The sequence below is a fragment of the Bradyrhizobium sp. 197 genome, from assembly GCF_023073375.1.
Lineage (GTDB): Bacteria > Pseudomonadota > Alphaproteobacteria > Rhizobiales > Xanthobacteraceae > Bradyrhizobium.
The window spans coordinates 185,342-210,810 of sequence record NZ_JADPJJ010000055.1 but is presented as its reverse complement, the minus strand read 5'-3'; the positions used below and the strand labels follow the sequence as shown (position 1 = coordinate 210,810).

At 63.0% G+C, this 25,469-nt stretch carries 27 protein-coding genes and 1 pseudogene; 15 read left to right on the top strand and 13 right to left on the bottom strand.

Annotated features, from left to right (window positions below):
- Window positions 1–349 precede the first annotated feature (349 nt).
- Together IVB27_RS12390 and IVB27_RS12385 are read left to right on the top strand one after the other, a co-directional pair.
- Window positions 350–1,609 carry an allantoate amidohydrolase gene (locus IVB27_RS12390; RefSeq protein ID WP_247443859.1) on the top strand — a complete coding sequence of 420 codons (1,260 nt, stop codon included), beginning with the start codon at window positions 350–352 and terminating at the stop codon, window positions 1,607–1,609.
- Window positions 1,610–1,707: 98 nt separating this feature from the next.
- Window positions 1,708–1,998 (top strand): annotated as a pseudogene (locus IVB27_RS12385) (hypothetical protein); the annotation flags it as partial.
- Window positions 1,999–2,082: 84 nt separating this feature from the next.
- Here the strand turns inward: IVB27_RS12385 and IVB27_RS12380 are convergent.
- Window positions 2,083–2,304, bottom strand: coding sequence for a hypothetical protein (locus IVB27_RS12380; RefSeq protein WP_247443858.1), 222 nt, complete (start codon window positions 2,302–2,304; stop codon window positions 2,083–2,085).
- A 348-nt stretch (window positions 2,305–2,652) separates the two neighbouring features.
- Between IVB27_RS12380 and IVB27_RS12375 the strand changes: the two genes are divergently transcribed.
- The gene (locus IVB27_RS12375; RefSeq protein ID WP_247348323.1) at window positions 2,653–2,835 is read left to right on the top strand and encodes a hypothetical protein; all 183 of its coding nucleotides are present in this window, start codon (window positions 2,653–2,655) and stop codon (window positions 2,833–2,835) included.
- Window positions 2,836–2,855: 20 nt separating this feature from the next.
- Here the strand turns inward: IVB27_RS12375 and IVB27_RS12370 are convergent, their stop codons facing one another.
- The 3 genes from IVB27_RS12370 to IVB27_RS12360 form a co-directional block, all read right to left on the bottom strand.
- Window positions 2,856–4,232 carry a vWA domain-containing protein gene (locus IVB27_RS12370; RefSeq protein WP_247443857.1) on the bottom strand — a complete coding sequence of 459 codons (1,377 nt, stop codon included), beginning with the start codon at window positions 4,230–4,232 and terminating at the stop codon, window positions 2,856–2,858.
- A gap of 5 nt (window positions 4,233–4,237) precedes the next feature.
- A complete protein-coding gene (locus IVB27_RS12365; RefSeq protein ID WP_247348318.1) occupies window positions 4,238–5,185 on the bottom strand; it encodes an AAA family ATPase in 948 nt (315 codons plus the stop codon).
- Between the two features lie 147 nt (window positions 5,186–5,332).
- Window positions 5,333–5,533: a hypothetical protein gene (locus IVB27_RS12360; RefSeq protein ID WP_247443856.1), complete on the bottom strand. Its 201-nt coding sequence runs from the start codon at window positions 5,531–5,533 to the stop codon at window positions 5,333–5,335.
- Between the two features lie 224 nt (window positions 5,534–5,757).
- Here IVB27_RS12360 and IVB27_RS12355 point away from each other — a divergent pair, with 224 nt between their 5' ends.
- A complete protein-coding gene (locus IVB27_RS12355; protein ID WP_247443855.1) occupies window positions 5,758–6,732 on the top strand; it encodes a quinone oxidoreductase family protein in 975 nt (324 codons plus the stop codon).
- A gap of 138 nt (window positions 6,733–6,870) precedes the next feature.
- Here the strand turns inward: IVB27_RS12355 and IVB27_RS12350 are convergent, their stop codons facing one another.
- Window positions 6,871–7,146: a hypothetical protein gene (locus IVB27_RS12350; RefSeq protein WP_247348315.1), complete on the bottom strand. Its 276-nt coding sequence runs from the start codon at window positions 7,144–7,146 to the stop codon at window positions 6,871–6,873.
- A gap of 98 nt (window positions 7,147–7,244) precedes the next feature.
- On the bottom strand, window positions 7,245–7,853 hold the full coding sequence (locus tag IVB27_RS12345) for a S24 family peptidase (protein WP_247348314.1): 609 nt from the start codon (window positions 7,851–7,853) through the stop codon (window positions 7,245–7,247).
- A 166-nt stretch (window positions 7,854–8,019) separates the two neighbouring features.
- On the opposite strand from IVB27_RS12345, the gene IVB27_RS12340 reads away from it, so the two are divergent.
- Window positions 8,020–8,547, top strand: a complete 528-nt coding sequence (locus IVB27_RS12340; protein ID WP_247443854.1) for a GcrA family cell cycle regulator — start codon at window positions 8,020–8,022, stop codon at window positions 8,545–8,547.
- Between the two features lie 47 nt (window positions 8,548–8,594).
- Entirely contained in the window at window positions 8,595–9,170 is a 576-nt protein-coding gene (locus IVB27_RS12335) for a hypothetical protein (protein ID WP_247443853.1), read from the top strand.
- Between the two features lie 46 nt (window positions 9,171–9,216).
- On the opposite strand, the gene IVB27_RS12330 is transcribed toward IVB27_RS12335, so the two are convergent.
- Window positions 9,217–9,573, bottom strand: coding sequence for a hypothetical protein (locus IVB27_RS12330; protein WP_247443852.1), 357 nt, complete (start codon window positions 9,571–9,573; stop codon window positions 9,217–9,219).
- A 237-nt stretch (window positions 9,574–9,810) separates the two neighbouring features.
- Between IVB27_RS12330 and IVB27_RS12325 the strand changes: the two genes are divergently transcribed.
- From IVB27_RS12325 to IVB27_RS12315, 3 genes are all read left to right on the top strand, one after another.
- Window positions 9,811–10,050, top strand: coding sequence for a hypothetical protein (locus IVB27_RS12325; protein WP_247443851.1), 240 nt, complete (start codon window positions 9,811–9,813; stop codon window positions 10,048–10,050).
- Between the two features lie 291 nt (window positions 10,051–10,341).
- Entirely contained in the window at window positions 10,342–10,527 is a 186-nt protein-coding gene (locus IVB27_RS12320; protein WP_247348309.1) for a hypothetical protein, read from the top strand.
- A gap of 141 nt (window positions 10,528–10,668) precedes the next feature.
- Window positions 10,669–11,010 carry a phasin gene (locus IVB27_RS12315; protein ID WP_247348308.1) on the top strand — a complete coding sequence of 114 codons (342 nt, stop codon included), beginning with the start codon at window positions 10,669–10,671 and terminating at the stop codon, window positions 11,008–11,010.
- A 348-nt stretch (window positions 11,011–11,358) separates the two neighbouring features.
- On the opposite strand, the gene IVB27_RS12310 is transcribed toward IVB27_RS12315, so the two are convergent.
- Window positions 11,359–12,189 carry an alpha/beta hydrolase gene (locus tag IVB27_RS12310; RefSeq protein ID WP_247443850.1) on the bottom strand — a complete coding sequence of 277 codons (831 nt, stop codon included), beginning with the start codon at window positions 12,187–12,189 and terminating at the stop codon, window positions 11,359–11,361.
- Window positions 12,190–12,341: 152 nt separating this feature from the next.
- Window positions 12,342–14,138, bottom strand: a complete 1,797-nt coding sequence (locus IVB27_RS12305) for a ShlB/FhaC/HecB family hemolysin secretion/activation protein (protein ID WP_247443849.1) — start codon at window positions 14,136–14,138, stop codon at window positions 12,342–12,344.
- Between the two features lie 130 nt (window positions 14,139–14,268).
- On the opposite strand from IVB27_RS12305, the gene IVB27_RS12300 reads away from it, so the two are divergent.
- Together IVB27_RS12300 and IVB27_RS12295 are read left to right on the top strand one after the other, a co-directional pair.
- Window positions 14,269–15,444, top strand: a complete 1,176-nt coding sequence (locus tag IVB27_RS12300; protein ID WP_247443848.1) for a FecR family protein — start codon at window positions 14,269–14,271, stop codon at window positions 15,442–15,444.
- 58 nt (window positions 15,445–15,502) lie between these two features.
- Window positions 15,503–18,244, top strand: coding sequence for an EAL domain-containing protein (locus IVB27_RS12295; RefSeq protein WP_247443847.1), 2,742 nt, complete (start codon window positions 15,503–15,505; stop codon window positions 18,242–18,244).
- Between the two features lie 11 nt (window positions 18,245–18,255).
- Here the strand turns inward: IVB27_RS12295 and IVB27_RS12290 are convergent, their stop codons facing one another.
- Complete coding sequence (locus tag IVB27_RS12290) at window positions 18,256–18,516, bottom strand: hypothetical protein (RefSeq protein ID WP_247350644.1); 261 nt, start codon at window positions 18,514–18,516, stop codon at window positions 18,256–18,258.
- Window positions 18,517–18,783: 267 nt separating this feature from the next.
- On the opposite strand from IVB27_RS12290, the gene rocF reads away from it, so the two are divergent.
- The 4 genes from rocF (at window position 18,784) to IVB27_RS12270 (ending at window position 22,125) form a co-directional block, all read left to right on the top strand.
- Entirely contained in the window at window positions 18,784–19,761 is a 978-nt protein-coding gene (gene rocF / locus IVB27_RS12285; protein WP_247350647.1) for an arginase, read from the top strand.
- Between the two features lie 161 nt (window positions 19,762–19,922).
- Window positions 19,923–21,194 (top strand): sulfite dehydrogenase, encoded by a 1,272-nt coding sequence (gene soxC, locus IVB27_RS12280; RefSeq protein ID WP_247443846.1) that lies wholly within the window; start codon window positions 19,923–19,925, stop codon window positions 21,192–21,194.
- Complete coding sequence (locus tag IVB27_RS12275) at window positions 21,181–21,723, top strand: c-type cytochrome (RefSeq protein ID WP_247443845.1); 543 nt, start codon at window positions 21,181–21,183, stop codon at window positions 21,721–21,723. Before soxC ends, IVB27_RS12275 begins: the two co-directional genes overlap by 14 nt.
- Window positions 21,724–21,840: 117 nt before the next feature.
- The gene (locus tag IVB27_RS12270; RefSeq protein WP_247444028.1) at window positions 21,841–22,125 is read left to right on the top strand and encodes a hypothetical protein; all 285 of its coding nucleotides are present in this window, start codon (window positions 21,841–21,843) and stop codon (window positions 22,123–22,125) included.
- 6 nt (window positions 22,126–22,131) lie between these two features.
- Here IVB27_RS12270 and IVB27_RS12265 read toward each other — a convergent pair whose 3' ends face one another.
- The 3 genes from IVB27_RS12265 to IVB27_RS12255 form a co-directional block, all read right to left on the bottom strand.
- Window positions 22,132–23,346 (bottom strand): mandelate racemase/muconate lactonizing enzyme family protein, encoded by a 1,215-nt coding sequence (locus IVB27_RS12265; RefSeq protein WP_247443844.1) that lies wholly within the window; start codon window positions 23,344–23,346, stop codon window positions 22,132–22,134.
- A gap of 153 nt (window positions 23,347–23,499) precedes the next feature.
- A complete protein-coding gene (locus IVB27_RS12260; protein WP_247443843.1) occupies window positions 23,500–24,786 on the bottom strand; it encodes an NRAMP family divalent metal transporter in 1,287 nt (428 codons plus the stop codon).
- A 282-nt stretch (window positions 24,787–25,068) separates the two neighbouring features.
- A complete protein-coding gene (locus tag IVB27_RS12255) occupies window positions 25,069–25,254 on the bottom strand; it encodes a hypothetical protein (RefSeq protein WP_211398252.1) in 186 nt (61 codons plus the stop codon).
- Between the last annotated feature and the right edge of the window lie 215 nt (window positions 25,255–25,469).

Here is a 25,469-nt window from a genome sequence, read left to right as displayed (position 1 = left end):
TTGGCGGAGCCCGGAACAAGATGTCGCAAGCTTCATGCCAGAGGCCGGGAAGCGGGCAAATTATCGTAAGCTATGGAAAAATATAACATTTTTTAATTTTAAGGATCTTGCCGAGGAAATCGGCAGATTATTTTATAGGCAATATCTGTCTGTTGTATGCAATGGAGTTAAGCAGACCGATCAGCTCGCGCGTGTGCACGACGGGAGCTACGCCCTGCCGGCTACCCTCATTCATGCTACCCACGCGCGGATCGGGACCGCGCCCGTGATTTCGCTGGCACCGAACTTGTATCGATTGCCGCCAGGACCGCCGCTGCCGCGGGTCCCAAGAGATGGAAAGCTCGCCGAGATGGCTGCTGGTAACGCCGTTCAGAATGCATCGCTCGGCGAAGCGATCGTGCGAGGGATCAACGAGCTCGCCGCGATCTCGGAAGAAAGCGACAAACTTACCCGCATCTATCTGACCAGCGAGCTGCGCAAGGCCGCGGATCTGATCCTAAGCTGGATGCGCGAGGCGGGCATGAGTGCGCGTCTCGACGCGATTGGCAATGTCTGCGGGCGCTACGAAGGGCAGCGGTCGGGCGCGCCTTGCCTGATGCTTGGCTCGCACTACGACACCGTGCGCGATGCCGGCAAATGGGACGGGCCGCTGGGCGTAATCACTGCGATCGCCTGCGTCGCCGATCTCAACCGCCGCGGCAGGCGCCTGCCGTTCGCGATCGAAATCGTCGGTTTCGCGGATGAGGAGGGGGTGCGCTTCGCTTCGACCTTGCTCGGCAGCCGTGCGGTCGCCGGCACATTTGACGAGAATGTTCTGAATACACGCGACCGCGATGGCGTGTCGATGCGCGATGCGCTCGTTTCGTTCGGGCTCGATCCCGATCACATCGGCGCGGCTGCGCGGGCGCGGCGCGAACTGCTCGCCTATCTCGAGCTGCACATCGAGCAGGGGCCCGTGCTGGAAGCGCAAAACCTGCCCGTCGGTGTCGTCACCGCGATTGCGGGCGCGACACGGCTTGCCGCGCGCCTGACCGGCATGGCCGGTCACGCGGGCACCGTGCCGATGGCGCTGCGCCGTGACGCGCTCACTGGTGCTGCCGAATGCATCGGCGCGATCGAGCAATTCTGCCGGACCGACGCGAGCGGCCTGGTCGGCACTGTCGGCTACATTCAGGCGAGGCCCGGCGCGACCAACGTCATTCCGGGCGAGGTGTCCTTCACCATCGACATGCGCGCGCCGATGGACATGCACCGCAAGCGCGCGGTCGCCGATGTCGTCCGGCAGATCGAAGCGATCGCAAAGCGCCGCCAACTGACGCTTCAGCTCGACGTCACCCACGAGAACCGCACCGCGCCTTGCGCGCCCTGGCTCAAGGGCCAGATCGCGCAGGCGATCCATGCTGAAGGGTTTTCCGTGTTCGAGCTCCCGAGCGGGGCGGGGCACGACGGCATGGCCATGATCGACATTGCCGATGTCGGCATGATCTTCGTCCGCTGCCGCGGCGGTATCAGCCATCACCCGGACGAGCATGTCGAGCCCGCCGATGCCGACGCCGGCGCGCGGGTGTTGCTGCGGGTGATTGAGAATTTTCAGCCGCGGGAAGGGTAAGTTGAGGCCGCAAGTCACGGGATAGAGACACGAATCAGGCAGGTCCGGAAGCGTGACGGCCTACCGCCGCCACCACGAGACACCATTCCACGCCGCATATGAACAGCGACATCTCTTTTCCATCCCGTCGCGAGAACCGATTTTATCAGGGTCGGGCGGCGACCTTCGTCGCCAACGCGCTTCAGGCCGTGAATTTTCTCGGCGATCGATTCCTGCGAAAGTCACATCATCCGTTCACGGCCATCGAGGACCTTTACCGGCACTCGATGGACAGCGCCTTTGCGGTGACCGAAGCATTCCTCGTCACGGGCGCGCCGCACGCCTCCGCGTACTATCCGCGCGACTTCGCCTGGTTCTATCCCGACGTTCTCGACCCCGAAACCATCATTTGTTCAGCCCGCCAAACCCGTTCCTGATCAGCTCCCGCATCCGCTTGCTTGCCGTCCTCGCGCCGCGTCGTTGCACGCGCGATATCACGCCACGAGATCCAGCAGGCGGCATGATCCGCGCACCAGTACCTTGCGTCCTGTCAATGTCATCTCGGGAACGCCGTCCCTGATCGCGACAAGGCCGAGCTTGATAAGGCCTTCGACAACATGAGTCTTCGTGAGGCGACCGCGCGACGGCGGATTGCGGAGCGCTTTCAGAACTTTCCATTGGTCCGGCGAAAGATCGAAGTCGATGTCGTTGCTCATGTTGCCTCAAGCGATAGTACCGTTCGCTCACCCTGTTAGCGGCGCTGCGTGAAGACCGTGCGACGACAATGAGTCGGGAATTCGGTGAGGTGTTTAGAACTCCTCTTCACAAATTGCCGCATGTCGTTGCGCCACAAGAATTAAGATCGCTCGATCACGAATATCTTCCCGGGGCCTCGATCACATATTGATGAAGCGGGCTTGATGTCGCGCGGAGATGCCGCGCTGCACGGGAAGCGCTGCTGTCCCATTCCGCGTCGCAATATGCATGCAAATCATGAGACGAAACGCTCGAGATGCTGCTACGCTGATTCGCGGGAACGGCTTCACACGGCAGGAGTGGAGTGCATGATCAGGCTGGTCGAAATTCGCAGTCAAGAATCCCTGTGCCGGGAGCGCGCCGCGCTTGATTTCGAGCGCCGGGTGTTCTGGCTTGCGCAAGCCCAGGAATGGGAGCAGCGCGCGCTTGACGAAATCGCCTATCATTTCCGGGAGTGCAATTTGGCTCCGACGGAGTTTGCGCGAAACTGACGTCGGCCTCGGCGTAAAGCCTACTGATAAGTCGCCACGATATCGGACACCGCGCGCTCGAGCTGCTGCGCGGTGGCGCACTGGCGCACCACACTGCAGAAGGTCGCGTAGCGCGGCATCTCGGAATCGCCAAAGCCCCAGGCGAGACGTCCTTCGGGATTGAGCCACACCAGGCGCTTGGAGCGTTCGGAGATGCGGCGCAGGATGTCGGCGCGCGGGTCGAGATTATTGCTGCGGGCATCCCCTAGCACGATCACCGTGGTCTGCGGTGTCAACGTGCTCATGAACTCCTTCTCGAAATCGACCAGCGACGAGCCGTAGTCGGAGGAGCCGAAGCCCACCTTGGACATGATCTCGGCCATTGCCTCTTCCGGCGATTTCGATTCCAGGATGTCGCTGACTTCGATCAGATGCGAAGAGAAGGCGAAGGAATGGACGTCGTCGACCACCTCGTGCAGCGAGTGGATCAGGAGCAGGAAGAAATCGGAGACTTGCGCGACCGAGCCGGAGACGTCGCAGAGCGCCACGATCTTCGGCCGGTCGCGATGCTTGCGCTTCCACGCCGTGAGGAAGGGGATGCCGCCCCAGGCGGCGTTGCGGCGCAGAGTGCGGCGGACGTCGAGATGACCGCGGCGCTGGCGCTTGCGCGGTTTCGAATAGCGCTCGCGCAGACGCCGCGCGATCTGGCGGATGAGAGCGCGCATCTCCGCGACATGGCGCCGCTCAATGCGGGCAAGCGGCGCGTTGCGCAGAATCTCGTTGCGGAGGTTTTCAGCCTCCTCGCGGGCATAGAGCGCAAGCCCCTGCGCGACGGTGTCGCGGACGGCTTCGCGCAGGGCGTCGAGCGCGGAGCGAAGTCGCTCGGCCAGCGCCGGGTTGGTCGCGGTGAGCTCGTCGAGATCGTCGCGCAGCCGCTGGAGCCCCATGGCGTCGAGGATGCGGCTGGAGAAGATGCCGCGCTGGGTGGAGTAGCGGATCTCGGACAGGGAGGCCGCGCCTGAGGCGCTGGCGATCGCGGCTGCGATCGCGTTGCGATCCTGCGACAGCAGCATCTGCGCGAGCGGTCCCAATCCCTCGGGAGGCTGACCTTCGCCCGCTTCGCTGGCCGGGCTGGAGGAGGGCGATTGATCCGTGTCTTCCGAAGCGTCCTCGCTGTCGGCCTCGGGCTGATTCTGCCGCGGCTCCGGCTGGCTGAAGAACAGATCAAAACAGTCGCCGAGCGCGAGCTTTTCGTCCTGCGATTTGGCAAGCGTCAGGAGCAGCGCGTCGCGCAGGATGGTCCGGTCTGAAACGCCGACCTGCGTCACCGCGCGCATCGCATCGATGCTTTCGGCGGGCGAGACATGGACGCCGACGCCGCGTGCCGCACGGAAGAAACGATGGAGGTTCTCGCGCATCGGCGTCAACCGAAGACGTTGGATCGTGCTGCCTTGGCAATGAAGGTCGTTATCTGAGGCTGAGCCGCCTCGATGTCGGCCTCGTATTTCAGGAGCACGTTGAGCGTGTCCTTGACTATGTCGGTGTCGAGCTCGGAAGCCTGGAGCAGAACCAGCACGCGCGCCCAGTCGATGGTCTCACTGACCGAGGGCAGCTTCTTGAGGTCGAGCGAGCGAATCTCGTGGATGAAGCCGACCATCTGCCGCCGCAGCGTCTGCGAGATGCCGGGGACGCGGCTCTCGACGATGCGCTCCTCGAGCCGCTGCTCGGGGAAGCCGATATGCAGATGCAGGCAGCGCCGCTTGAGAGCGTCGCCGAGATCCCGCTCGCTGTTGGAGGTGAGGATCACCGTCGGCGGCGTGATCGCAGAGACGGTGCCGAGCTCGGGGATCGTGACCTGGAAGTCGGAGAGGATCTCCAGCAGCAGCGATTCGAATTCCGCATCCGACTTGTCGATCTCGTCGATCAGGAGCACGCAGCCGCCGGGCTGCTCCAGCGCTTGCAGCAGCGGCCGCGGTTCGACGAATTCCTTGGAGAAGAACACGTCGCCGAAATCGTGAAGCTGGGCGAGCGCGTCGTGCAGCGTCTGCGCGCCGCCGAGGACTTCGCCGAGCTTGTCCTTCAGGATCTGTGTGTAAAGAAGCTGCTTGGCGTATTTCCACTCGTAGAGCGCCTTGGCCTCGTCGAGGCCTTCATAGCATTGCAAGCGGATCATCTTCAGGCCGCGCCAGGCCGCAATCGCCTTGGCCAGCTCGGTCTTGCCGACGCCTGCAGGGCCTTCGACCAGAATCGGCTTTTCGATCTGTTGCGACAAATAGACGGCGGTCGCGATCTGCCGGCTCGCGATGTAGCCTTGCGCGGCGAGGCCGCTCTCCACTGCCTCGATCGCGGTCGAGGCCTTCTGTTCAGCCACGAAAGGCGCTCCCAAAGGTCTTGCTTGAGGCTTGTTCTGCCTGTGTTCCCGGCAAAGAACAAGCCTCGTTTGGGAGGGACCAGACCCGCGCGTACGGACGTATTTTCCGCTCAACGCAAATAGTTGAACGGCCTACCGGCTGCGCGATCAGTGCCGCAGCAACTCCGGCTTGCGGATGGTCTGTCTGACCTCGGCGCCGCAATCGGCGCATTCATAGACGAAGTCGATCTTGGCAAGGCTCCAATGCGGTTCAACCTCGCGCACATACATCGGCAGGAACCCCATGCAAGCAGGGCAGATCACTGGCGCGATTTCCATATCCTGATGATGCTGTACATAAGCTGGCATCTCGGCTCTCCTTCGCAGGCGACCACCAAACCCGCGCAAAGGCTACTGCCGGTCGGCGCAAGGCCGACATCAACTCTTTCGAACAGAGACGGAACGGCGGAGGTTTGTCGTTCGCTGTGACATTCTTGTTACGTCTCGGTACTGTGACGGGCGGACTAAATGCCTATTTCAAAGGGCCGATCCGGTATTCGGACTTTTACCTCAACGATAAGGGAGCAACGCCCATGACGCATGCCATTCGCTTTCACCAGACTGGTGGTCCGGAAGTCCTGGTCTGGGAGGAGGTCAGCGTCGGCAAGCCCGGACCTGGCGAAGCACGCATCCGCCACACTGCGGTCGGTCTCAATTTTGTCGACATCTACAACCGCTCCGGTGTGTACCCCGTGCAATTGCCGAGCGGTCTCGGCAGCGAGGGGGCCGGTGTCGTCGAGGAAGTGGGCTCGGGTGTCACCGATCTGAAGCCGGGCGATCGCGTCGCCTATGGCGCCTCGCCGCTCGGGGCTTATTCGGAGGCGCGGTTGATTCCCGCCGACCGGCTGCTGAAGCTGCCCGACGGCGTCGACGACAAGACCGCCGCGGCGATGATGCTGAAGGGGCTCACCACGCAATATCTGATCCGGCAGACCTATCGCGTGAAGGCCGGCGACACCATCCTGCTCCATGCGGCTGCCGGCGGCGTCGGCCTGATCCTGAGCCAGTGGGCCAAGCATCTCGGCGCGACCGTGATCGGTACCGTCAGCAACGACGAGAAGGCCAAGCTCGCCAAGGCGCATGGCTGCGATCATGTCATCATCTACACGCGCGAGGATTTCGTGAAGCGCGTGGATGAGATCACTGGCGGCAAGAAGGTGCCGGTGGTTTACGACTCCGTCGGCAAGGATACGTTCCTGAAGTCACTCGACTGCCTCGCGCCGCTCGGCGTCGCCGCACTGTTCGGTGCATCCTCCGGCGCTGTCGAGCCGCTCAATCTCGGTTTGCTCGCACAGAAGGGCTCGCTCTACGTCACCCGGCCGACGTTGTTCACCTACGCCGCCAAGCGTGAAAGCCTGGTCGCTATTGCAGGCGAGCTGTTCGACGTCGTCAAGTCCGGCGCGGTCAAGATCGAGGTGCGCCAGACCTATCCACTGAAGGACGCCGGCAAAGCGCATGCCGATCTCGCCGCGCGCAAGACCACGGGCTCGACCGTCCTGACAGTGTAGTCTCCGACCGGGCTGTGACGCAGACTGGCAGAGCGTTTTCGAGCGAAGTGGATTCCGGTTCGCGCAAAGAAAACGCGTCAAAATAAGAATCTAGGGCCGGTCCGCTTCGATCGGAACGGAAACGGCCCTAGGCCTGCGTCACGTCCGCTCGTGCTTGCGCAGATCGCGGGCGTGATCGAGCCGGATCGCCTGGAGGTCGATATCTTGGGGAGGGATCCGGGGCAGGACAGCCTCGGCGAGGATCGCCTCGGTCACGTCCTCGACCGAACTCTCCACGATCTCGTGGATGAACGAGATGTTCTGATATTCGCCTGACGCGACGCGGGAAATGACCTCGCGCCTGGTGATTTCAGGATCGACCACCGCCTCGCGGCCGCGCCGCCCATAGTCGATCATCACGACGAAATACTGCATGAAACGATCCTGCCGTGCCCGACGGCCGGGGCACGGCAGAGTATTTCCGAAAAACGGAATCAAGTCAAGTTATATTTCGAGAAATCAGAAGTCGGCGCCTACCTGCTCTTCTTGCGAGGGCGCGCCGACTTGGCGCGCAACCGCTCGAGCTGGCCCTTGGGCATGGACAGGCAGATCTCGCCGACCCACTCCAGTTTCACGCCGACGATCTGCTTGGCATTGAAGCTGCTGAGATTGACGACGGAGGGGGATTTGCCCCGCTCGATGGTCTTCAGATAGCGCTCGCCGGACTTGAGCCGGACCACGGCCTCTTCGCCGTAGAAGCTCGACAGCGGATGGCGCTGGTCCTTGTAGACCACGATCACGTCGCCGCTCTCGTATTTGGGCAGCATCGAATCGCCCACGATCTCGAACGCGATGGTCTCCTCCATGATCGGGAAGGGCAGCGCGATGTCGCCGAGTCCCTCCGGGGGAACCTGCTCATAATCCGGCTCGATCACGGCACCGGCGCCGACGCGGCCCATGATTGGCGCGAGATTGAGCTCGAGATACTCCATGATCGGAACGATTTCCGAGGCCTTCACCAGGCGTTCGCCGCCGAGGATCTCCGAGACCGCGCCGGGCCGAACGCCCATGGCTGCCGCCAGGCCGCCCTTGCTCTTGCCTGTCTTTTCCAGGCCCCGCTCGATCATTGCAGCGTCCAACATGGTGATTCCCTCGATTGTCCATCGTCCCGCCTCTTGTAATCCGAAATTCGGAATTGATGCAATTATGAATATCAGAATTATTGCTTGACACTTACTTCGGAATAACGGAATGTACGCTCCGCCTCGCGATCGTGCGATCGGAGGAGGCGCATCACAGGACAGCAGCATGGAACCGGGCCATTGGCCGTCGGAGCACTCCGACGCGCTTCGCGAATATTTTCTCAAGGGAATGTCTTATGCGGAGATCGGAAGGGAGATTAACGCAAGGTTTGGAACGGCTTACACGCGCAATGCGGTGGTAGGCCGCGCCAAGCGGCTCGGGCTGGTCGTGAAGGTACCGATGAGGAGTCCGTCGATCGTGCCGGTTTTGCCGTCCGGAGCCTGTCTTATCCTCCCGCACCGTCCCACGTTACTGAACCTGCCGCCGAAATCCGCGATGAAGCCCGCCGCCCCGGTCAAGCTGCGCTGCGTCGGCGTCCAGCCGCGTCTGGTCCCGTTGGCCGAACTCAATCGCGACGACTGTCGCTATCCCTACGGCGGCGACAGAGACGGGGAGGAGATTACCTTCTGCGGCCATTCGCGCCAGCCGGGCTCGAGCTATTGCGCGCCGCACGCGCGCCTGACCCGCCGCTCTGGAGCCGGGTCCGGCCGCCCCGCCGGACCGGTCGTGCTGAGGCTGGTCTCCGCAGCCTGACCTGGCGACCGCCCGTTCAATCGTCAATTTCGCAAAGGAGTATCCGAGTGGCACGTGTCCGAAGCAACAGGTCCTACAAATTGGCGAAGATCTACGACCGGCGCTCGCGCGAGGTACCGTTCAATGCGGAGGTGGCGGACGTCGAGGTCGATAATCCGCTGGCGCTCGACCCCGGAGAGAAGATCATGGCCGTGCGGTCGATCCGCAGCGATCCGCTCGGCAGGCTGCACGCGCACCATCAGATTGACGAGGCGCAATTTCGCGGCGGGCGTGCCTTCCAGAACGATTGGGAGAGGGCCGAGCGAGGTCTTCAGGCGATGGACCCGACCCGCGAATATGTCGATGGCGCGCGCACGCGCGAGCCCGTCACCGAGAGCCAGCGTCAGGCGGTGCTGCGTCTGAACGGGGTCGAGCGCGAACTCGGCACCGACGGCGCCGCGCTGGTGCACGATGTGTTGGTCCTGGGCCTGACCATGGACGAGATCGGCCAGCGTCGCGCCGTCCGTACCCAGCGCTGGAACGACTATTTTTCGCGGCGCTTTCGGGAATGCCTGGACCGGCTGGCGCTGATCTATGGCTTTGCGACGGAAACGGGGAGACAGCGTGCAGGGCAGCGCGGATGACAACGGCACGCCTGCGGCCTCGGCCGCCGGCGTGCCAGTCTGCCGCTTAGGGATGCGGCAGGATCTGGTAGGGCGTGGTATAGGGCTCGACGCGGAGCGAGGCGTTGGCCAAAAGCCCGATCTTGGCGGTCGGCGCCTGCTGCAATTCTCCGCTCGGACCGCGATGCACATTGTATTGCCAGACGGTGAGATCGCCCTTCTGCGCAAGAGCATGCGCAATCGCGCTGGCATCATTGCCGCCGAGCGCTTGAAGCTCCTCCGCCGACAATCCGACGAGGATTTCGTCCTTGATGGTGACGACCTTGAACAGGTTCATCCTGGTCTCCTGCGCCCATGCGCCTTGTATCGAGAGGGTGAGAAGCGCGACCGCGGCGCCTTTGATGAGATCGCAGCGAGAAAGCATGCCGTCGTCCTTAGGTGCTGCGGCGCGCCCGAATCGATCAGTCCGTCGGCTATGGCGCCCGTGATCTGCGTGACTGTTTCGCATCCGCTTTGTCGTTCGCTCCTCAAGAACGGTTCATGGCCAGCAACCAAATGCGGCCCGAATGAAGAGCCGCGTCCGAGTCTGACAGCTCGACGCGGCGGATAAGATGAAATTCCCGGCGCAGTTTGCCTTCTCATGTCGCTTGGGGGCATCGCTGTGGCTGCCGATCCGTTCTACATCGGCAACTGGACATTGACGGCCGTCGCCGTCGCGCCATGGGCCGACCCGCAACGCAAGCCTGACAGCACCGGGCAGGCGCGGCTGATGGGAAAAGAGGCTGCCTTCAAGGCGAGAGATATCAGGACCTCGTCCCTTTGCCTGCGCAAAGCCGCAGTAGAAGGTCAGCGATCGAGACGGTATGCCGAATTGATGCCGCTTCTTGACGCAGGTGGGTGACGGGGGGCCATATTCCTGTTATCCGGAATTGCTGTAGCGCGATGCAGACGAAGCATTGCTACGCCAACTGTTGGGCTTGCCGGAGGAGTTGTTCCTTGGCATAAGTGCAACCTGCTCGGTTGAGCCCGAACCTTCGGACATGTAGCTCAGCGTGCGAACACGCGAGGGTCCGCTCCGGCCGAAAGCTCGCCGTTGCCATGGTATCCGGTTATGCGTTCGGTTATGGCGTTCGGTTCTCAGTTGGGACCTCGATGTCGGATCACGAAAGACGATGCTTGTTATAGGTGCGAGATGAAAAACCTCAATTTCGCCGCTGAACTGCACCTCAAGCTCGGCGCGCCTGCAGGCGGCACCGTCGAAAGCCTGCGTCTGCTCCGCGCGTTTCTGAAGCTGGCGCCCCGGCAGCGTTTCGAGGTCATCAAGCTCGTCGAAGACCTCGCCACCGAAGAAACTGTTTCCGAACACCCCCTGTCCTAAGCCGGGCTGCGCGCCGGCCTTCCGCCTTGCCCTTCGTTTTCCTGCCAGAACCGGCCGCCGGGCGAGGTTTGCCCCGGGCTGGACGCTGGAAGGCGATCCGGCAAGTGTGGTATTCAGTTTGAAAAAGGGAGGAGTGCGACCATGATCGAACCGAAGATCGAAGTTCCGGCCGAACTGCGCGACCTGGCGGAGAAGACGATTGACCAGGCGGAAAAGGCATTCGGCATGTTTTTCGAAGCCGCCACCAAATCGATGACGACCGTTCCGGGCGCGGGGGCGGAGGTGTCGAAGCAGGCGCTCGCTTTCACCGAGCAGAACATGAAGTCGGCGTTCGAGCATGCTCGCAAGCTCGTTCATGCCACCGACCTTCAGGAGGCGATGCGAATCCAATCCGATTTCCTGCGCAGCCAGTTCACCAGCGCCGGAGATCACATGCGCCAGATGACCGGCAGTCTCATGCAACCGGGAAAGGACAAGTCCTGATCTCGGTGTGTGACTCCATCATCCTCTGCTGATCCCTGCCGGTCCTCCGGCAGGGATTTGCATTTTAGGGCACGCGTTAGTTTGCGACGCCGTGCTCATCCGCAACACGAACCCGGAAATTGCGAGAGGCCGATGCGCGCAATGATCGACCGCAGCTGCCTGCGGGCCGAACGATAGAGATGCCGCGCGAATCTCGGCGTCCTTGCCACGGGCAGGCCAAAGCTTGTCGTATCGAGATTTCTCGTGTCAAGGCTTTGATGGAGTGCGACACGTGCCTCTCCGAGATGGCGAGGCCCTTTCTATCGTGCCCGGCTCGGGGCAGCCTTGACCTGCCGCAAAGGTGCCAGGCTAATAGTCGCCGGGGTTCATGATCATCGGACTTTTCGTATCGGCAGGCGCGAGCGCACTGCTGGCGCTGTCGCGCAGGAAGCGGTCGAGCGTCGCCTGGATTTTCTCCTTGACCGCATCGGGGCCGCGGTCGCTCATCTCGGTATGCTGTGCGCCGGTGTGGATAATGTCGATGCCGAGCGCCTTGGCCTCTTCGGGCGTCGGCAGCACGCCCGGGTCGGTCTGGAAATGCGGATCCTTCGAGCGGAACGACAGGATCTTCATATTGTCGCTGAGCACGAAAGGCACCCGCAGATTGTCCAGCGTGATCACTTTCGACACCAACTCCGGGTGCTGATGAGCGACATACATCGAAACGTCGCCACCGTTCGAATGTCCGACGAGGGTGATGTGGTCGAAGTCGGCGTTCTCCTGCCGCCTCTTCAACTCAGCCAAGGTGAAGAGGATGTTGGTCTCGCAGCGGATATAGACCTCGCGCCGGCCGACATATTCCTGGCCGACCCGGGTCATCAGCGGCGGATCGCTCGGTAGGTCCTGCTGGATGCTGGCGACAAGATAACCGCGTGCGGCGAGCACGTTGGCGAGAAAGGAATACTCGGTGGCCTTTACCGTGTTGCCGTTGCTGATGATGGCGAGCGGCAGCTTCCAGAGACCGAGATTGGCCTTGGTCTCGTAATCGCGCCGCACCGCGATTTCAACCGCGATCGGCCGCTGGCGGGCGGCGTCGAACAGGGCCAAAACCTCGTGGCGGATCGCGAACCGGCTGACGACGAAGTACTGGCCGACGCCGAGGACACAGAGAAACGCCAGAACTGCAAACACCCTTTTCATGGTTCCGTCTCAAATCACTTTTCACTGAAGATGGCCATTGTGAACTGCCGGATCGAGCGATCGTGAGCAGGTTACGGGATTAAATTTAGGACAGTCTGTGAGGAACGCCGCAAAAGGGCCGCATCAAGGCAGCGGCAACAAGGGTCGTGCGGCTAGAGGTAGCCGTCCCTGCTGCGTTCGGGGCAGAGCCGGAACGCGCTCGACAGGGTGAACAGGAAGCGCGCGCTGCGGCGCTCGTTGTCTGGCGCCCGGTAGCTCAAGGGGACCGCCACGCCGAGATCGGCCTGGAAATCGTCCGGCAGGAAGAACCGCACGCCAGCTCCGGCCGAGGTCAACGACAGGCCGTCGCTCAAGCGGTAACCGTCGTTCCAGACTGCGCCAGCATCGCCAAAAGCATAGACCTGATAGCCGGTCCAGTAGCGGAAATTGAGCTTCTGGTCGAAGCGCAGTTCGAGTGAACCGGCAAGACCGTTGTCGCCGCTGATCTCGGCTGCGCCATAGCCGCGGCCGAAGGCAGCGCCGCCGAGATAGAATTGCTGCGAGGTGAACAGCGGCCGCGACGCCGTCTGGTTCGCAGCGGAGAGCTTGAGGGACCAGGCGTCGTTGAGCGTCTGGTAGCGCGTGAACCAGAGGTTCAGCACCGAGAAGTTCGATGCCGCGCCATCGCGCGACAACAGATCGTCGTCGAAATGCGAGGCACCGAAGATGTCGAGGCCCTGGCGATAGGTCAGCGTCGCGAAATTGGTGCCGCCGAAATGATCCTGGAGCCGGTAATCGGCGGTCAGGCTCGCGGTCCTGATGTGGTCGTTGTACCAGGGCCCGTAAAGGTCATGCTCGGATACGTTGCTGAATGTCCCGGCCACGGTAAGCGTCAGCCCCGATGATTGCGACATGAAGGGCACAGTGCTTGCCCGCACCTCGAAAGCTTCGGTCGTGGTGATGTCGCTGTCGAGGCGGCGGGCATCGCCCGGCCGCACCGCGCTGTACAGGACGGAGGCGCCGAGACGCACACCGTCGACGCCGACGGGCGCGTCATAGGACAGCCGCGCGAAGCCGAGCTCACGGGGGTCGTTGGCAATGGTCGACAGGTTGACCGCCAGCGTGTCGCCGGGCGTGAGGTAGGAGTTGAACGCGCCGGTCGCGTAGGTCTGCCACGGGCCCACTGACGACGAGCCGAGATTGTCCAGACCGAGCGACGAGAAGACGTGCCAGGTCTTCAAATAGACGGTGAGGCGGAAGCGGCCGGTCGAACCGCCGATCTCCTCCAGCGCGGTATCGGTGATGCGGACGCCCGGCCTGCCGTTGACGAGGAAGAGTTGGCGTTCGAGCGTTGCCAGGCGCGAGGGCTGCTCGGCCAGGATTGGCCCGAGCATCGGCCTCACGCCGAACTGCTCGGCGCCATCGCCTTTCAGCTCGGCCTGCACGATGGCGCCTTCGACCACCTGGATCCGGACGCGTCCGTCGGCAATATCCTGCGGCGGCACGATCGCCCGGCTCAGGTGAAATCCATCGGCGCGGTAGAGATCGCTGATCGCGCCGGCGATCGCGGCGAGATCCGCCTGCGAAACCTTCTTGCCGACATAGGGCTGGTAGACCGCGGCGATGCGATCGGGGGAAACCGCCTGGGCTCCGCTGACGTTCACGCCGCGCAGCACGAACTGAGGCTTGGTATCGCCGCCCGTGTTGGGCTGGCCGACTGTTGGTAGCCTGACCGGACGACGGCTCAGCGATTCCCGCTCGGTTTGGTTTTCAAAGTATTTCTCAGGTTGGCGCGGATCGAAACCCGGCTGGCTCGCCTGTTGTCCGAAAGCCTGAGGAACTCCCGCAAAAATCGGTACCAACAGCACCAGCGCGGTAAGGAGATGCCGCTTCTCAACGCGCCCAACAAGCCTGTCCCCGTAGTTTGACGGAGAAGTGCCCCTAAGGCGGTAAAAGGTCGTTAGCCACATGATTTTTCATAGTTTTTTATGGTCAATGAATCGTTAACGCGACCGCTCCGCTCGCCGCTTCCCGCTAATTCTATCTTGAGTGATTTCGGATACCCCCCAGGACTGGCTGTAACGCGGACTGAGGATCGTCATGCTGGTCAAAATTGGAATGCGGTGCGCCTTGGTGGCTGCGCTGATCCTGGGAACGGCCTCCGGCGCCTCCGCCGCGGACGATGGCGTCTGGTCGGTCGGCAAGGCCACCGGCGACGTCTGGGTCGCCACCAACGGCGCTCAGCAGGTTTCGTTGAACCAGCAGGAGGCGCTCAAGCCCGGCGACACCATTCGCACCGGACGTAACGGGCGCGTACTGCTCGTCCGCGGCGAGGAAACAATACTGATCTCTCCCAACTCGGTGGTCGGCTTGCCCACGGAGAAAAAGGAGGGTCTCTCGACCACCATCATCCAGCAGGCAGGTTCGATCCTGCTCGAGGTCGAGAAGCGCAACGTCAAGCATTTCGAGGTCGAGACGCCCTATCTCGCCGCCGTGGTCAAGGGAACGCAGTTCAGCGTCACCGTGAATGCGGGCAGCACCAAGGTCGGCGTGCTTCGCGGCCAAGTCGAGGTCTCCGACTTCAAGACAGGACAGATCGCTCAGGTCATGCCGGGACAAGCGGCTACCGCCTTCGAGCACGGCAAGCCCGGTATCAGCCTGAGCGGTGCCGGCACCTTCAATCCGATCGAGCACGGCAAGCCGCGCGCCTCGACGATCGAGCGCGTCCCCGTGCCGAAATCGGGCCTGTCGGCTCCGCGCAGCGCAGCGAATGGCCGTGCGATTCATGCGCTCGGTCCGGTCGACAAGGGCACCAAGGCGGCCGGCGCAGCTAAGCAATCGCATCAGGCAGCCGGAGTTCACGCGCCCAAGGCTGGGGTCGTGCGCATCTCGAGCTCGCTTGGCGAGCTCAAGCTGAACGTCCACAAGGTCACGCACGGACTCGCCCACGGCGCTGTTGCTCCCGGGCAGGTGCGCAACGCGAACGCCAGCGCTGGTACCGAGACGGTCTGGAGCGATACGAAGGCGAGCACGACGACCGCAGCCGCCAATAGCTCCAACACAACGGCAGTCAGCGTGAGCAGCAGTTCATCCGCAGCCAGTGCCACATCGGCGTCGGCAAGCGCGACGACCGTTGCGACCACCGCTGGGCCGCCGGATAATGTGTCCGGTGGAAGTCCAGGAAACGAAAGCAACGGCAACGGCAACGACGGCGCCACCGGTAACGGCAATGGCCGCAATGGTCACGGCAATGCCTACGGCCATAACAAGCACTGAGGCGATTTCCTAGGGGATGAGGGGCGCACCCGCCGACGCGGGTGTGTAGGAGGATCGGGTGAAACGCTATCGGCCGCATATTCTTGTCGTGACCGCACTCGCGGTGGTGCTGTCCACGGGGTGGCACGGTGCGCTTCGCAACGCGCTGACCGATCTGGGGTTCGCATGGCAATCGCGTGCTGCCAGCGGCAACGTCGTCGTGGTCGCCATCGACGCGCCCTCGATCGACCAGATCGGGGTATGGCCTTGGCCGCGCCGGCTGCACGCGGAACTGTTGCACAGGCTCGAGGCGGCGGGGGCGCAGGACGTCGCCTTCGACATCGATTTCAGCACGCCATCTGATCCGGCCTCTGACGAGGCGTTGGTCACTGCGCTTCGTGAAGTCGGCGGCTCGACGATCCTGCCGTCCTTCAAGCAGCCGACGCCGAATGGCGGCGGGGCTCACATCAATCGGCCTCTGAAGCCGTTCAGCAACCAGTCGTGGCCCGCCGTCGTCAATGTCGCGGTCGAATCCGACGGGCTCGTGCGCCGTTATCCGTTCGCCGAGAAGCTCGGCGATGCCTTGATGCCGTCGATGGCCGTCGTGCTGGCCGGGCAGGACGCCAATCGGCGGCCGCCTTTCCTGATCGATTTCGGTATTCGAAGCGCTTCCATTCCGACTGTCTCCTATGTCGACGTGCTCCGCGGCGATACCGCCACTCTCGACAAGCTGAGAGATAAAAAAATCATCGTTGGTGCGACGGCGCTCGAACTCGGCGATCGGTTCAGCGTTCCTAACGGGCGCATCGTCTCGGGACCCGTCCTCCAGGCGCTGGCAGCAGAATCGATCCTCCAGAACCGGATGCTGCGCTGGACCTCCGATATCGGCATGATCCTGGGCCTCAGTGCGATCTGCCTGCTGATGATGTATTCGTGGCGCCGCTTCGCACCGGGAGCTCGCGTCGCAATCTTGATCTCAGCCGGAGCGGCCTTCGAGCTGGTCGCTATCCTCGTGCAGGCAAGATGGCCCCTCATCATCGACACATCGCTGTGCCACATCGCGATTGTCGCTTATCTGGCGGCGATCGCACTGGACGAAATCGACTTCCGTAGTCTCCTGGGACGCATCGCCGAAAGCCGCTTTCATCGGATCGCGATGTCGCTCGGCGATGGCCTCGTCTGCACCGACGAAGATCAACTGATCACGGTGTGGAATCCCGGCGCCAGTGCGATCTTCGGCTATATGCCCGCCGAGATCATCGGCCGCCCGTTCGAAACGCTGTGCGCCGTGCCGGTGGACGATAACGCGAGGCCGTCCATGCGCAACGCCGCACGCCAGGCGCTCCTCGTGCCCGGCGGGGCGGTCGTCGTCGAATTCGAAGGGCGGCGCAAGAACGGTGACACTTTCCCGGTCGAGGCGAGCTTCTCGGGCTGGCAGGGAACGGACGGTTTCCAGTACGGAGCCATCCTGCGCGACATCTCGCTCCGCAAGCGCGAGGCCGACCGCGTCAGATATCTCGCCGAATACGACGCGCTGACCGGTCTTGCCAACCGCAACACGCTGCATGCCGGACTGGTCGACATGATCGCGGACGCGGGGCAGCGCTCTTGCGAGGTCGCGTTGCTCGTGATCGGGCTCGACGGTTTCCAAAGCATCAATGACATGCTGGGTCATTCCGCCGGAGATCTCGTGCTGCAGGCGGTCGCTATTCGCCTGAAGGGCCAGGCGGGGGATGGCGCTATCGTTGCCCGGCTTAGCGGAGACGAATTCGCCATTGCGCGTGAAGGCTCTGATGGCGGCGAGCCGATCGCAGAGTTCGCCGAGCGAATCGCGCTCGCCTTCGAAGCACCGCTTGCGACTGGCACACGGCAGCATCGCGTCAGGATAAGCATCGGCGTCGCCGTCTATCCGGAAGGCGGGCGCAACGCGGACGATCTCCTGAGCAATGGCCATCTCGCGCTGAGCAAGGCAAAGCTGACGCGGCGGGGCGGCCATGTGATCTTCGAGAGCGCGATCAGGCAGGAGCTGGAGAGCCGGCTGACGCTGGAGAGTGAATTGGTGCTTGCCGCGGATCGCGGCGAGTTCGAGCTGTTCTACCAGCCTCAGGTACGCCTGATCGACGCCAGCCTGATCGGGGCCGAAGCGCTGATCCGTTGGCGGCATCCCGTGCGCGGCTACGTTTCGCCCGGGGAGTTCATGCCGGTGGTCAACACCTCGGCGCTATCCGAGCGGATCGCGAATTGGGTAATGGAGACCGCCTGCCGGCAGGCGCGCGCCTGGGAGCTGTCCGGCAATAGCGTGCGCGTCGCGATCAACCTGTCGCCCTCGCAGCTTCACTCCGGCGATCTCGCGCATTCGGTCGCGACGCTTCTGGACGCAACGGGGCTCACGCCGTCGCTGCTCGAGATCGAGGTCACAGAGGACATCCTGCTCCACGACGAAAGCCGCGTGCTCGACATGTTCAAGCGCATCCAGCAGCTCGGCGTCCGCGTCCTGTTCGACGATTTCGGCACTGGCTATGCGAGCCTGAGCTATCTGAAGAAATTTCCGCTCGACGGGCTAAAGATCGACCGGTCGTTCGTGCTCGATCTGCTCGCGGATTCCGATGATGCCGCGATCGTCGGGTCGACCATCGGCCTCAGCAAGCAGCTCGGACTGACGGTCGTGGCTGAAGGCATCGAGAATCGCGCTACGGCCGATTTTCTGGTGAGCATGGGATGCGAGGAAGGGCAGGGCTATTTCTTCGGCCGCCCGATGCCGGCGGAAGCATTCGAGCGGCAATTCCTCGCGGTCGAGTGCGCTGCCGTCAACGCCGCCTGAACGGGCCCGCTCTAGCGCCGACGCGCCACCGCGACCCCGAACAGGAAAGCAACAAACAGGCTCGCAAGCGGCGCTTCGCGCGTGATTGCCGCAACGGTCGCGAGGGGCCGTCCGGGCTTTCGCGCTTCATCGATTGCGGAGGTCATGCGGTCGACAGCTGCATGCAAGCCGCCTGCGACCTCACCGACGGTGCGGGATACGTCCGTCGCGGCATCGATGGCGCGCTCGGCCATGCCGGGGTGGGAAGTGGACTGCGGAATCTCCGTGCTCAAGCGCGCGACCTCCAGGCTGATCGTGTGTCGGAGGCCGGTACCTTTGGCTATCCGCGCGAGCGCTCGTTCTGAACAGCGGGTCCGACGACCTTTGGCTATCCGCGACAGGCGCCGTGGTTTTTACGGCGGGTACCGGCCGTGGATGAGCAATTCGGCGCGCGGGGTTTTGTTCCGCGTCGATACACCGCTACGCGGACCTCCCCCGTGAAACGACGGGCGCGAATCTCTGTTAGGCTGGCGCAATCTTGCTGATCTCAGGAGACGGCTGTGACCGATCGGACCCCGACGGATCGAGCCCGGCGCATCGCCTTGCTGGGCGCTCCCATCGACATGGGGGCTTCGCAGCGCGGCACCCTGATGGGTCCTGCGGCGCTCCGCACCGCCGGCCTTGCGACACTGCTCGAGAGCCTGGATTTCGAGGTCACTGATTACGGCGATCTCTCGGTGGCCGAGGTCCGGGACCTCGCGGACAGGCCTCCCGACAAAGCCAATCACTACCGCGAAATTCAGCGCTGGACGCGCGTGCTGAGCCGCAAAGGCTACGAGATCGCGAACACCGGTGCGCTGCCGATTTTCCTGGGAGGCGATCACACCTTGTCGATGGGATCGGTGAACGCCATGGCCCGTCACTGGCAGGAGCGCGGACGCGAGCTGTTCGTGCTCTGGCTCGATGCCCATGCCGACTACAACACGCCGGAGACGACGATTACCGCCAATATGCACGGCATGTCGGCAGCGTTCCTGTGCGGCGAACCCGGCCTCGACGGATTGCTCGGCGATGATCCGCGCGCCTCGATCGATCCCGACAGGCTCGACCTGTTCGGCGCGCGCTCAATCGACAAGCTCGAAAAGGAGTTGATGCGCGCGCGCCGGATCAGGGTTGTCGACATGCGACAGATCGACGAGTTCGGCGTCGCCGTGCTGATCCGCCGCGTCATCGAGCGCGTCAGGGCCGGCAACGGCGTGCTGCATGTCAGCTTCGACGTCGATTTTCTCGACCCCTGCGTCGCGCCGGGTGTCGGCACGACGGTGCCGGGCGGAGCGACCTATCGCGAGGCGCATCTGATCATGGAGCTTCTGCACGATTCCGGCGTGGTCGGATCAGTCGACATCGTCGAGCTCAATCCGTTCCTCGACGAACGTGGCCGCACCGCGCGGACCGCGGTTGAACTGATCGGCAGCCTGTTCGGCCAGCAGATCGCCGACCGGCCGACACCAAGCAATGCGATCGCGCCGGGTGAGTGACGCACGAGCCGTTTGTGCGTTGCGAAGAAGGGAACTGCCGTCGCCGCCGCGCTATTTAGATCAGTCGAGGTCGAAATCGCCTATTTTTGAAACAGCTGCGAATTGCAAATGCACGTCGCAGAATGTTTCATGCGGGTGGCGCTTCAGCCGAGGATCCGCAAATGAGCAGCACGTTCGACGCCGACGACAAATCCGCAGGCACGACTCGCCGCCTCTTTCTGCGCGGCAGCGCTGCGGTGGCGGGTGGCACCGTCATGGGCGCCGGTGCATCGGCTGCCGCCGAGACCGACAACCTTCCACCCAACATTCCCGAATGGATGAAGGCGCCGGGCGAACCGATGGGAAGCCAACCCTATGGCGCGCCGTCACCGTTCGAGAAGGGCGTCGTCAAGAACATCTCGAAGACTCTCAAGCAATACATATCGGCCTCCGGCCGGACTCCATTGCAGGAGCTCGATGGCATCATCACGCCGAACGGACTGTTCTACGAGCGGCATCACGGCGGCGTTCCGACCATCGATCCGGCTCAGCACCGGTTGATGCTGCACGGGCTGGTCGAGCGTCCGCTGATCTTCACAATGGACGATCTCAGGCGTTTCCCGTCGGAATCGCGCGTCCACTTTCTCGAATGCTCCGGCAATCCCGGCTACAGCAAGCCTTACGGCAAGACAGCATCGGAGCTTGTGGGTCTGGTGAGTTGTGCGGAATGGACCGGCGTCAGTCTCAAGCTGGTGCTCCAGGAGGCCGGGTTGAAGCCGGAAGCCAAATGGGTCGTCGCCGAGGGCGCCGACGCCGCTGCGCTGACCCGCAGCATCCCGATCGAGAAATGCCTCGAGGACGCAATGTTGGTTTACAGCCAGAACGGGGAGCGGCTGCGTCCGCAGCAGGGCTATCCGCTGCGGCTGTTCCTGCCTGGCTTCGAGGGCAATATGAGCGTGAAGTGGCTGCGCCGCCTGCATGTGACGGCGGAGCCGGTCTATTCGCGAGAGGAGACCTCGAAATACACCGACCTCCTGCCGGACGGCACCGCACGTGAATTTTCGTTCTTCATGGAGGCGAAGTCGATCATCACGCGGCCCTCGGGCGGCCAGCGTCTGAACGCGCCCGGCTTCCACGAGATCACCGGCATCGCCTGGAGCGGGCATGGCAAGATCGCGCGCGTCGAGATATCCGTCGATGACGGCAAGAGCTGGCAGGACGCGCGATTGCAGGAGCCGGTGCTGACGCGCGCTCTCACGCGCTTCCGTCTGCCGTGGCGATGGGACGGCAAACCTGCCGTGATCCAGAGCCGGGCCATCGATGAGACCGGCTATGTGCAGCCGACGCTGTCCGAGCTGCTCGCGGTGCGCGGCGAGAACTATTTCTACCACAACAACGCGATATGGCCCTGGCGCATCGCGGCTGACGGTGAGGTGACCAATGCGCTGGCGTGAGATTTGCAGCATCGCCGTTGCAATCGTGGTCTCTGTCTTTGCAAGCGAGGCGCAGGCGCAAAGCCTGTACGGCATCGGGCACCCGGCGACGGCTGCGGAGATCGCAGGCTGGAATATCGATATCGGGCGCGACGGCAGCAATCTGCCGAAGGGAAGTGGCTCAGTCGGCCACGGGCGCGAGGTGTTCGCCCAGCAATGTGCTTCATGCCATGGCGACCAGGGCGAGGGCGGACTGGGTGATCGGCTCGTCGGAGGGCAGGGCACGATCAGGACTCCTAAGCCTATCCGAACGGTCGGCAGCTATTGGCCTTATGCGCCGACGCTGTTCGACTACATCCGTCGCGCCATGCCGCAGAACGCGCCGCAGTCGCTGAGTGACGAGGACGTCTATGCGGTGTCCGCCTATATCCTGAACCTGAACGGGCTGGTGGCAGCCGATGCGGCGCTCGATGCAAAATCGCTTGCGGCGGTCAATATGCCGAACCGCGACAGGTTCGTTGACGATGCGCGGCCTGATGTGAAAAAGTGATGGCCTAGTCGCGATCAGGTTCCACGCGGTGGCTCGGAACTTGCTTATGCGAATGGTGGAACTCGCGGGACGTCATTGAATTAACCTGCGAGAGGAAAAAATATGGGTCATACGATGATGGCAACTGATCGCTTCGCAAACTCCATGTTGTCAGCGCTTCGCCATCCCGGCGTGATTGCGTTGATTGTGGCCGGCGTGACGATTGCTGCGATGCTCATCGTCGATCATGGGCCGTGGAATCGCGCCAAGACGCAGCCGGCTCACGTCGCGATGTATGCGACCACGGGCGAAGCTGCGCGCGCCGCTGGTGCGGCAGTGCTCCCGACCGAACAGAAGTCGCCGATCGAGCCGGAGCGGCCGGGGCCGAACACGTCCCCGACGATCAACCCCGTGACGCCGTAGTCGGCCTCAATCCTTGCGACCGTAGTTGAGGAGCCCGCCGCTGGCCTTTGGCGGATGCGCGCGAAGGGCTTCCTCGTTCGGCTCGGTGCCCCAGCCGGGCCGGTCTGGAATAACCAGATGCCCGTTCGCAATCTCCGGCTCATGCGTGAACAGCTCGCGGTCCCATGCCAAGCGATCGATGTCGATCTCCATGATGCGCAGGTTCGGCACCGCGGCGCAGAAATGCGCATTCATCATCGAGCAGAGATGGCCGTAGAAATTATGCGGTGCGACGTTGACTTCGAACGCTTCCGCGGCGGCTGCGATTTTCATCGACTGCCAGACGCCGTTCCAGGGCGTGTCGATGATCGCGACGTCCATCGCCCGCTCGTGGAAATAGGGCAGGAATTCCCGCAGGCCCAATAGCGTCTCGCAGGACGAGATCGGATGCGGGCTTTGCCTGCGGATGTAACCGAGCGCTTCCGGGTTGAAGCTGTCGATCTCGATCCAGAACATGTCGAGGTCCGCGATGGTACGCAGGATCTTCAGATAGCCCTCGGTCTTGGCGTTGAAGTTGCAGTCGAGCAGGATGTCGACGTCGGGGCCTGCACCGTCGCGGATCGCTTCCAGATGCATGCGCAGGTCGCGCAGGATTTTGCGGTCGACGTTGATCTCGGGGGCGAAGGGAGAGCCGAATCCCGGCCGCCAACCGTTCGGCTTGCCGTCGTCGTAGGAAAAGATGTTGGTCTTGAGCGCGGTGAACTTCTTCTCGCGCACCTCGCGTCCCATTGCCTTGACGCCGTCGAGGTTCTCGATCGGCGGCTTGTACCAGGACGGATGATTGATCCGCCATGTCGCGCAATGCGACCAATAGACCCTGACGCGGTCGCGGATCTTGCCGCCGAGCAGTTCGTAGCAGGGCACGCCGAGACACTTCGCCTTGGCATCGAGCAGTGCGTTCTCGATCGCGCCGAGCGCCTGCGCCACCACGCCGCCGGCGGCGGGACGTGTGGCCGCGAACAGCTCGGCGTAGATTCGCTCGTGCCGGAAAACGTTTTGCCCGATGACGCGGGCGGAGAGGCGCTGGATCGCAGCGCCGACGCCGGGCGAGCCGAAGCCCTCGTCGAACTCGCTCCAGCCGACGATACCGTCTTCGGTCGTCAGCTTGACGAAGTGGTAGTTTCTCCAACCGGCATCGCAGGCGAGAATTTCGAGACTTGTTGCTTTTGATGATTTGGTCATGTCGCTCCCCGTCGCCCGGCCGGGCTTTGCTTTTTCTTGAGGCCCGGTCGCAAGCCCCGGCCCTGGTCGCAATTGTTAGGCCAACCACGGATCGGCGTGAAGCCCGCAGCGGGCCTGGCCCTAGACGTTTTACGGCCATTGTCGCAAGGTTAGTCAGCCGATCGCGGAAGAGCCGAGCAGAGCAAGCACGGCCAGCGCCATCAACGCGGTGCCGAGCCAGCCCGGTACGACGAGCCATGACCGGGCCTTGAAGCGGCCCATGATCGCCTTGCTCGAGACGATCAGCATCATCATCGCCATGATCGGAACGGCGACGATGCCGTTGAGCACGGCGCTCCACACCAGCATTTGAATTGAGCCGATCCCGGTGAAGCCGAGCCCGAAGCCCATAATGGTCGCCGCGGCGATGATGGTGTAGAAGCCGACCGCCTCGTCCGGCTTGGCCTCCAGCGTCGCGCGCCAGCCGAAGATCTCCGCCACGCCGTAAGCGGCCGAACCCGCCAGCACCGGAATTGCGAGCAGGCCCGTGCCGATGATGCCGGTCGCGAACAGGGCGAAAGTGAAGTCACCGGCGAGCGGCCGCAGCGCTTCGGCGGCCTGGGTCGCCGAGTTGATGTTGGTGACGCCATGTGCGTGCAGGACCGACGCGGTGGTTAGGATGATGAAGCAGGCGATGCCGTTGGAGAGCAGCATGCCGGCGAGGGTGTCGACCCTGATGCGCGCGAGTTCGGGATTGCCGCCGCGCTTCAGTCCGCGAAGCGGCTTGTCGCGCTTGCCCTGATTCATCTCCTCGACCTCCTGCGAAGCCTGCCAGAAGAACAGATAGGGGCTGATGGTGGTGCCGAGCACGGCGACCACCATCATGAGGTAGTCGGCGCTGACATTGGCCTTCGGCCACACCGCCGCGAGCAGCGCCGTGCTCCACGGGATATTCACGGTGAAGGCCGTCGCGACATAGGCGAACAGCGCCAAAGTGAGGAATTTCAGTACCGGCGAATAGCGGCGATAAGGCAGGAACACCTGCAGCAGGGTCGAGCCCGCCGCGAAGATCAGCGCGTGCTCGTGGTTGAGGCCGCCGATCACCAGCGAGAGCGCCTCAGCCATCGCGGCGATGTCGGCGGCGATGTTGAAGGTGTTGGCGGCGACGAGCATGGCGACGAGCGTCAGCACCGCCCAGCGCGGCGCGATCTGCATCACGTTGGCGGCCAGCCCCTTGCCGGTGACGCGGCCGATCCGGGCGCTGACGAGTTGGATGGCGATCATGAACGGTGTGGTGAGAAACACCGTCCAGAGCAAGCCATAGCCGAATTGCGCGCCGGCCTGCGAATAGGTGGCGATGCCGGAGGGATCGTCGTCGGCCGCCCCGGTGACGAGACCCGGCCCGAGCCTTTGCAACAGCGTCGGCGCCGATTTCGGGGGGGTGAGGGCACTGTCGGTCATGGCAGGAGGGACCTCGGTCGGGGGCGTCGTTAGCAACTGCTAATGAGGGAACAAGGTTCCGAGCGGGGCATGAGCGGGCTCCTCGCCAATTTCTGATAAAGCTAATCGACTTTTGACTCGTCGGGCAAAACACCTGTATAAGTGCATCATCGAAGAACACTCGGTGCCCGCTTTTGCGCGCATCCCTGGCGCAACCGGCGACCATGGACGGCCGTCGCGCGTCCGCAACGTGCGCATGGAGAGCAGCGAGGCGTTTGTCCCCTGAGCAAGTACGCTTCGGGACTATTTGATGCTGACGAACATGCCCCAGGCGCCGGCCAGCGCGGCGCCGGAAAAGACGATCAGCGGGTTGTCGCAGAACGCGCTCCCATAGGTGCACATGGTGACGCCGAACGAGCCGATCTCGTGATGGCTTGCGGAATAGAACAGTCCCGACAGCACCAGCAATGCAGCGGCGACGTAATACATCGACGATCTCTCTCCGAAGCTTTCCCGATTGCGTCTTTCGCAAGGGACACGTTTCAGCATGGCGCGAACGAATTGCATCCTGCCGAATGTGCCTTGCTGCATTTGAACTAAAGTCGATCAGTCCCGCGAGACGTTGCCGCCATTGGTTGCAGTTTGCTGCGCTATCTACGTTTGATTCGGGACGGGAACATCTGGACGCGCGGTCCATTAACGAA

What these genes read in the sequence shown, in the direction of transcription:
- IVB27_RS12390 (WP_247443859.1), top strand. Translation starts at nt 350, where the DNA reads ATGGCTGCTGGTAACGCCGTTCAGAATGCATCGCTCGGCGAAGCGATC.
- IVB27_RS12380 (WP_247443858.1), bottom strand. Translation starts at nt 2,304, where the DNA reads ATGAGCAACGACATCGACTTCGATCTTTCGCCGGACCAATGGAAAGTT.
- IVB27_RS12375 (WP_247348323.1), top strand. Translation starts at nt 2,653, where the DNA reads ATGATCAGGCTGGTCGAAATTCGCAGTCAAGAATCCCTGTGCCGGGAG.
- IVB27_RS12370 (WP_247443857.1), bottom strand. Translation starts at nt 4,232, where the DNA reads ATGCGCGAGAACCTCCATCGTTTCTTCCGTGCGGCACGCGGCGTCGGC.
- IVB27_RS12360 (WP_247443856.1), bottom strand. Translation starts at nt 5,533, where the DNA reads ATGCCAGCTTATGTACAGCATCATCAGGATATGGAAATCGCGCCAGTG.
- IVB27_RS12355 (WP_247443855.1), top strand. Translation starts at nt 5,758, where the DNA reads ATGACGCATGCCATTCGCTTTCACCAGACTGGTGGTCCGGAAGTCCTG.
- IVB27_RS12350 (WP_247348315.1), bottom strand. Translation starts at nt 7,146, where the DNA reads ATGCAGTATTTCGTCGTGATGATCGACTATGGGCGGCGCGGCCGCGAG.
- IVB27_RS12345 (WP_247348314.1), bottom strand. Translation starts at nt 7,853, where the DNA reads ATGTTGGACGCTGCAATGATCGAGCGGGGCCTGGAAAAGACAGGCAAG.
- IVB27_RS12340 (WP_247443854.1), top strand. Translation starts at nt 8,020, where the DNA reads ATGGAACCGGGCCATTGGCCGTCGGAGCACTCCGACGCGCTTCGCGAA.
- IVB27_RS12330 (WP_247443852.1), bottom strand. Translation starts at nt 9,573, where the DNA reads ATGCTTTCTCGCTGCGATCTCATCAAAGGCGCCGCGGTCGCGCTTCTC.
- IVB27_RS12320 (WP_247348309.1), top strand. Translation starts at nt 10,342, where the DNA reads ATGAAAAACCTCAATTTCGCCGCTGAACTGCACCTCAAGCTCGGCGCG.
- IVB27_RS12315 (WP_247348308.1), top strand. Translation starts at nt 10,669, where the DNA reads ATGATCGAACCGAAGATCGAAGTTCCGGCCGAACTGCGCGACCTGGCG.
- IVB27_RS12310 (WP_247443850.1), bottom strand. Translation starts at nt 12,189, where the DNA reads ATGAAAAGGGTGTTTGCAGTTCTGGCGTTTCTCTGTGTCCTCGGCGTC.
- IVB27_RS12305 (WP_247443849.1), bottom strand. Translation starts at nt 14,138, where the DNA reads ATGTGGCTAACGACCTTTTACCGCCTTAGGGGCACTTCTCCGTCAAAC.
- IVB27_RS12300 (WP_247443848.1), top strand. Translation starts at nt 14,269, where the DNA reads ATGCTGGTCAAAATTGGAATGCGGTGCGCCTTGGTGGCTGCGCTGATC.
- soxC (WP_247443846.1), top strand. Translation starts at nt 19,923, where the DNA reads ATGAGCAGCACGTTCGACGCCGACGACAAATCCGCAGGCACGACTCGC.
- IVB27_RS12275 (WP_247443845.1), top strand. Translation starts at nt 21,181, where the DNA reads ATGCGCTGGCGTGAGATTTGCAGCATCGCCGTTGCAATCGTGGTCTCT.
- IVB27_RS12270 (WP_247444028.1), top strand. Translation starts at nt 21,841, where the DNA reads ATGGCAACTGATCGCTTCGCAAACTCCATGTTGTCAGCGCTTCGCCAT.
- IVB27_RS12265 (WP_247443844.1), bottom strand. Translation starts at nt 23,346, where the DNA reads ATGACCAAATCATCAAAAGCAACAAGTCTCGAAATTCTCGCCTGCGAT.
- IVB27_RS12260 (WP_247443843.1), bottom strand. Translation starts at nt 24,786, where the DNA reads ATGACCGACAGTGCCCTCACCCCCCCGAAATCGGCGCCGACGCTGTTG.
- IVB27_RS12255 (WP_211398252.1), bottom strand. Translation starts at nt 25,254, where the DNA reads ATGTATTACGTCGCCGCTGCATTGCTGGTGCTGTCGGGACTGTTCTAT.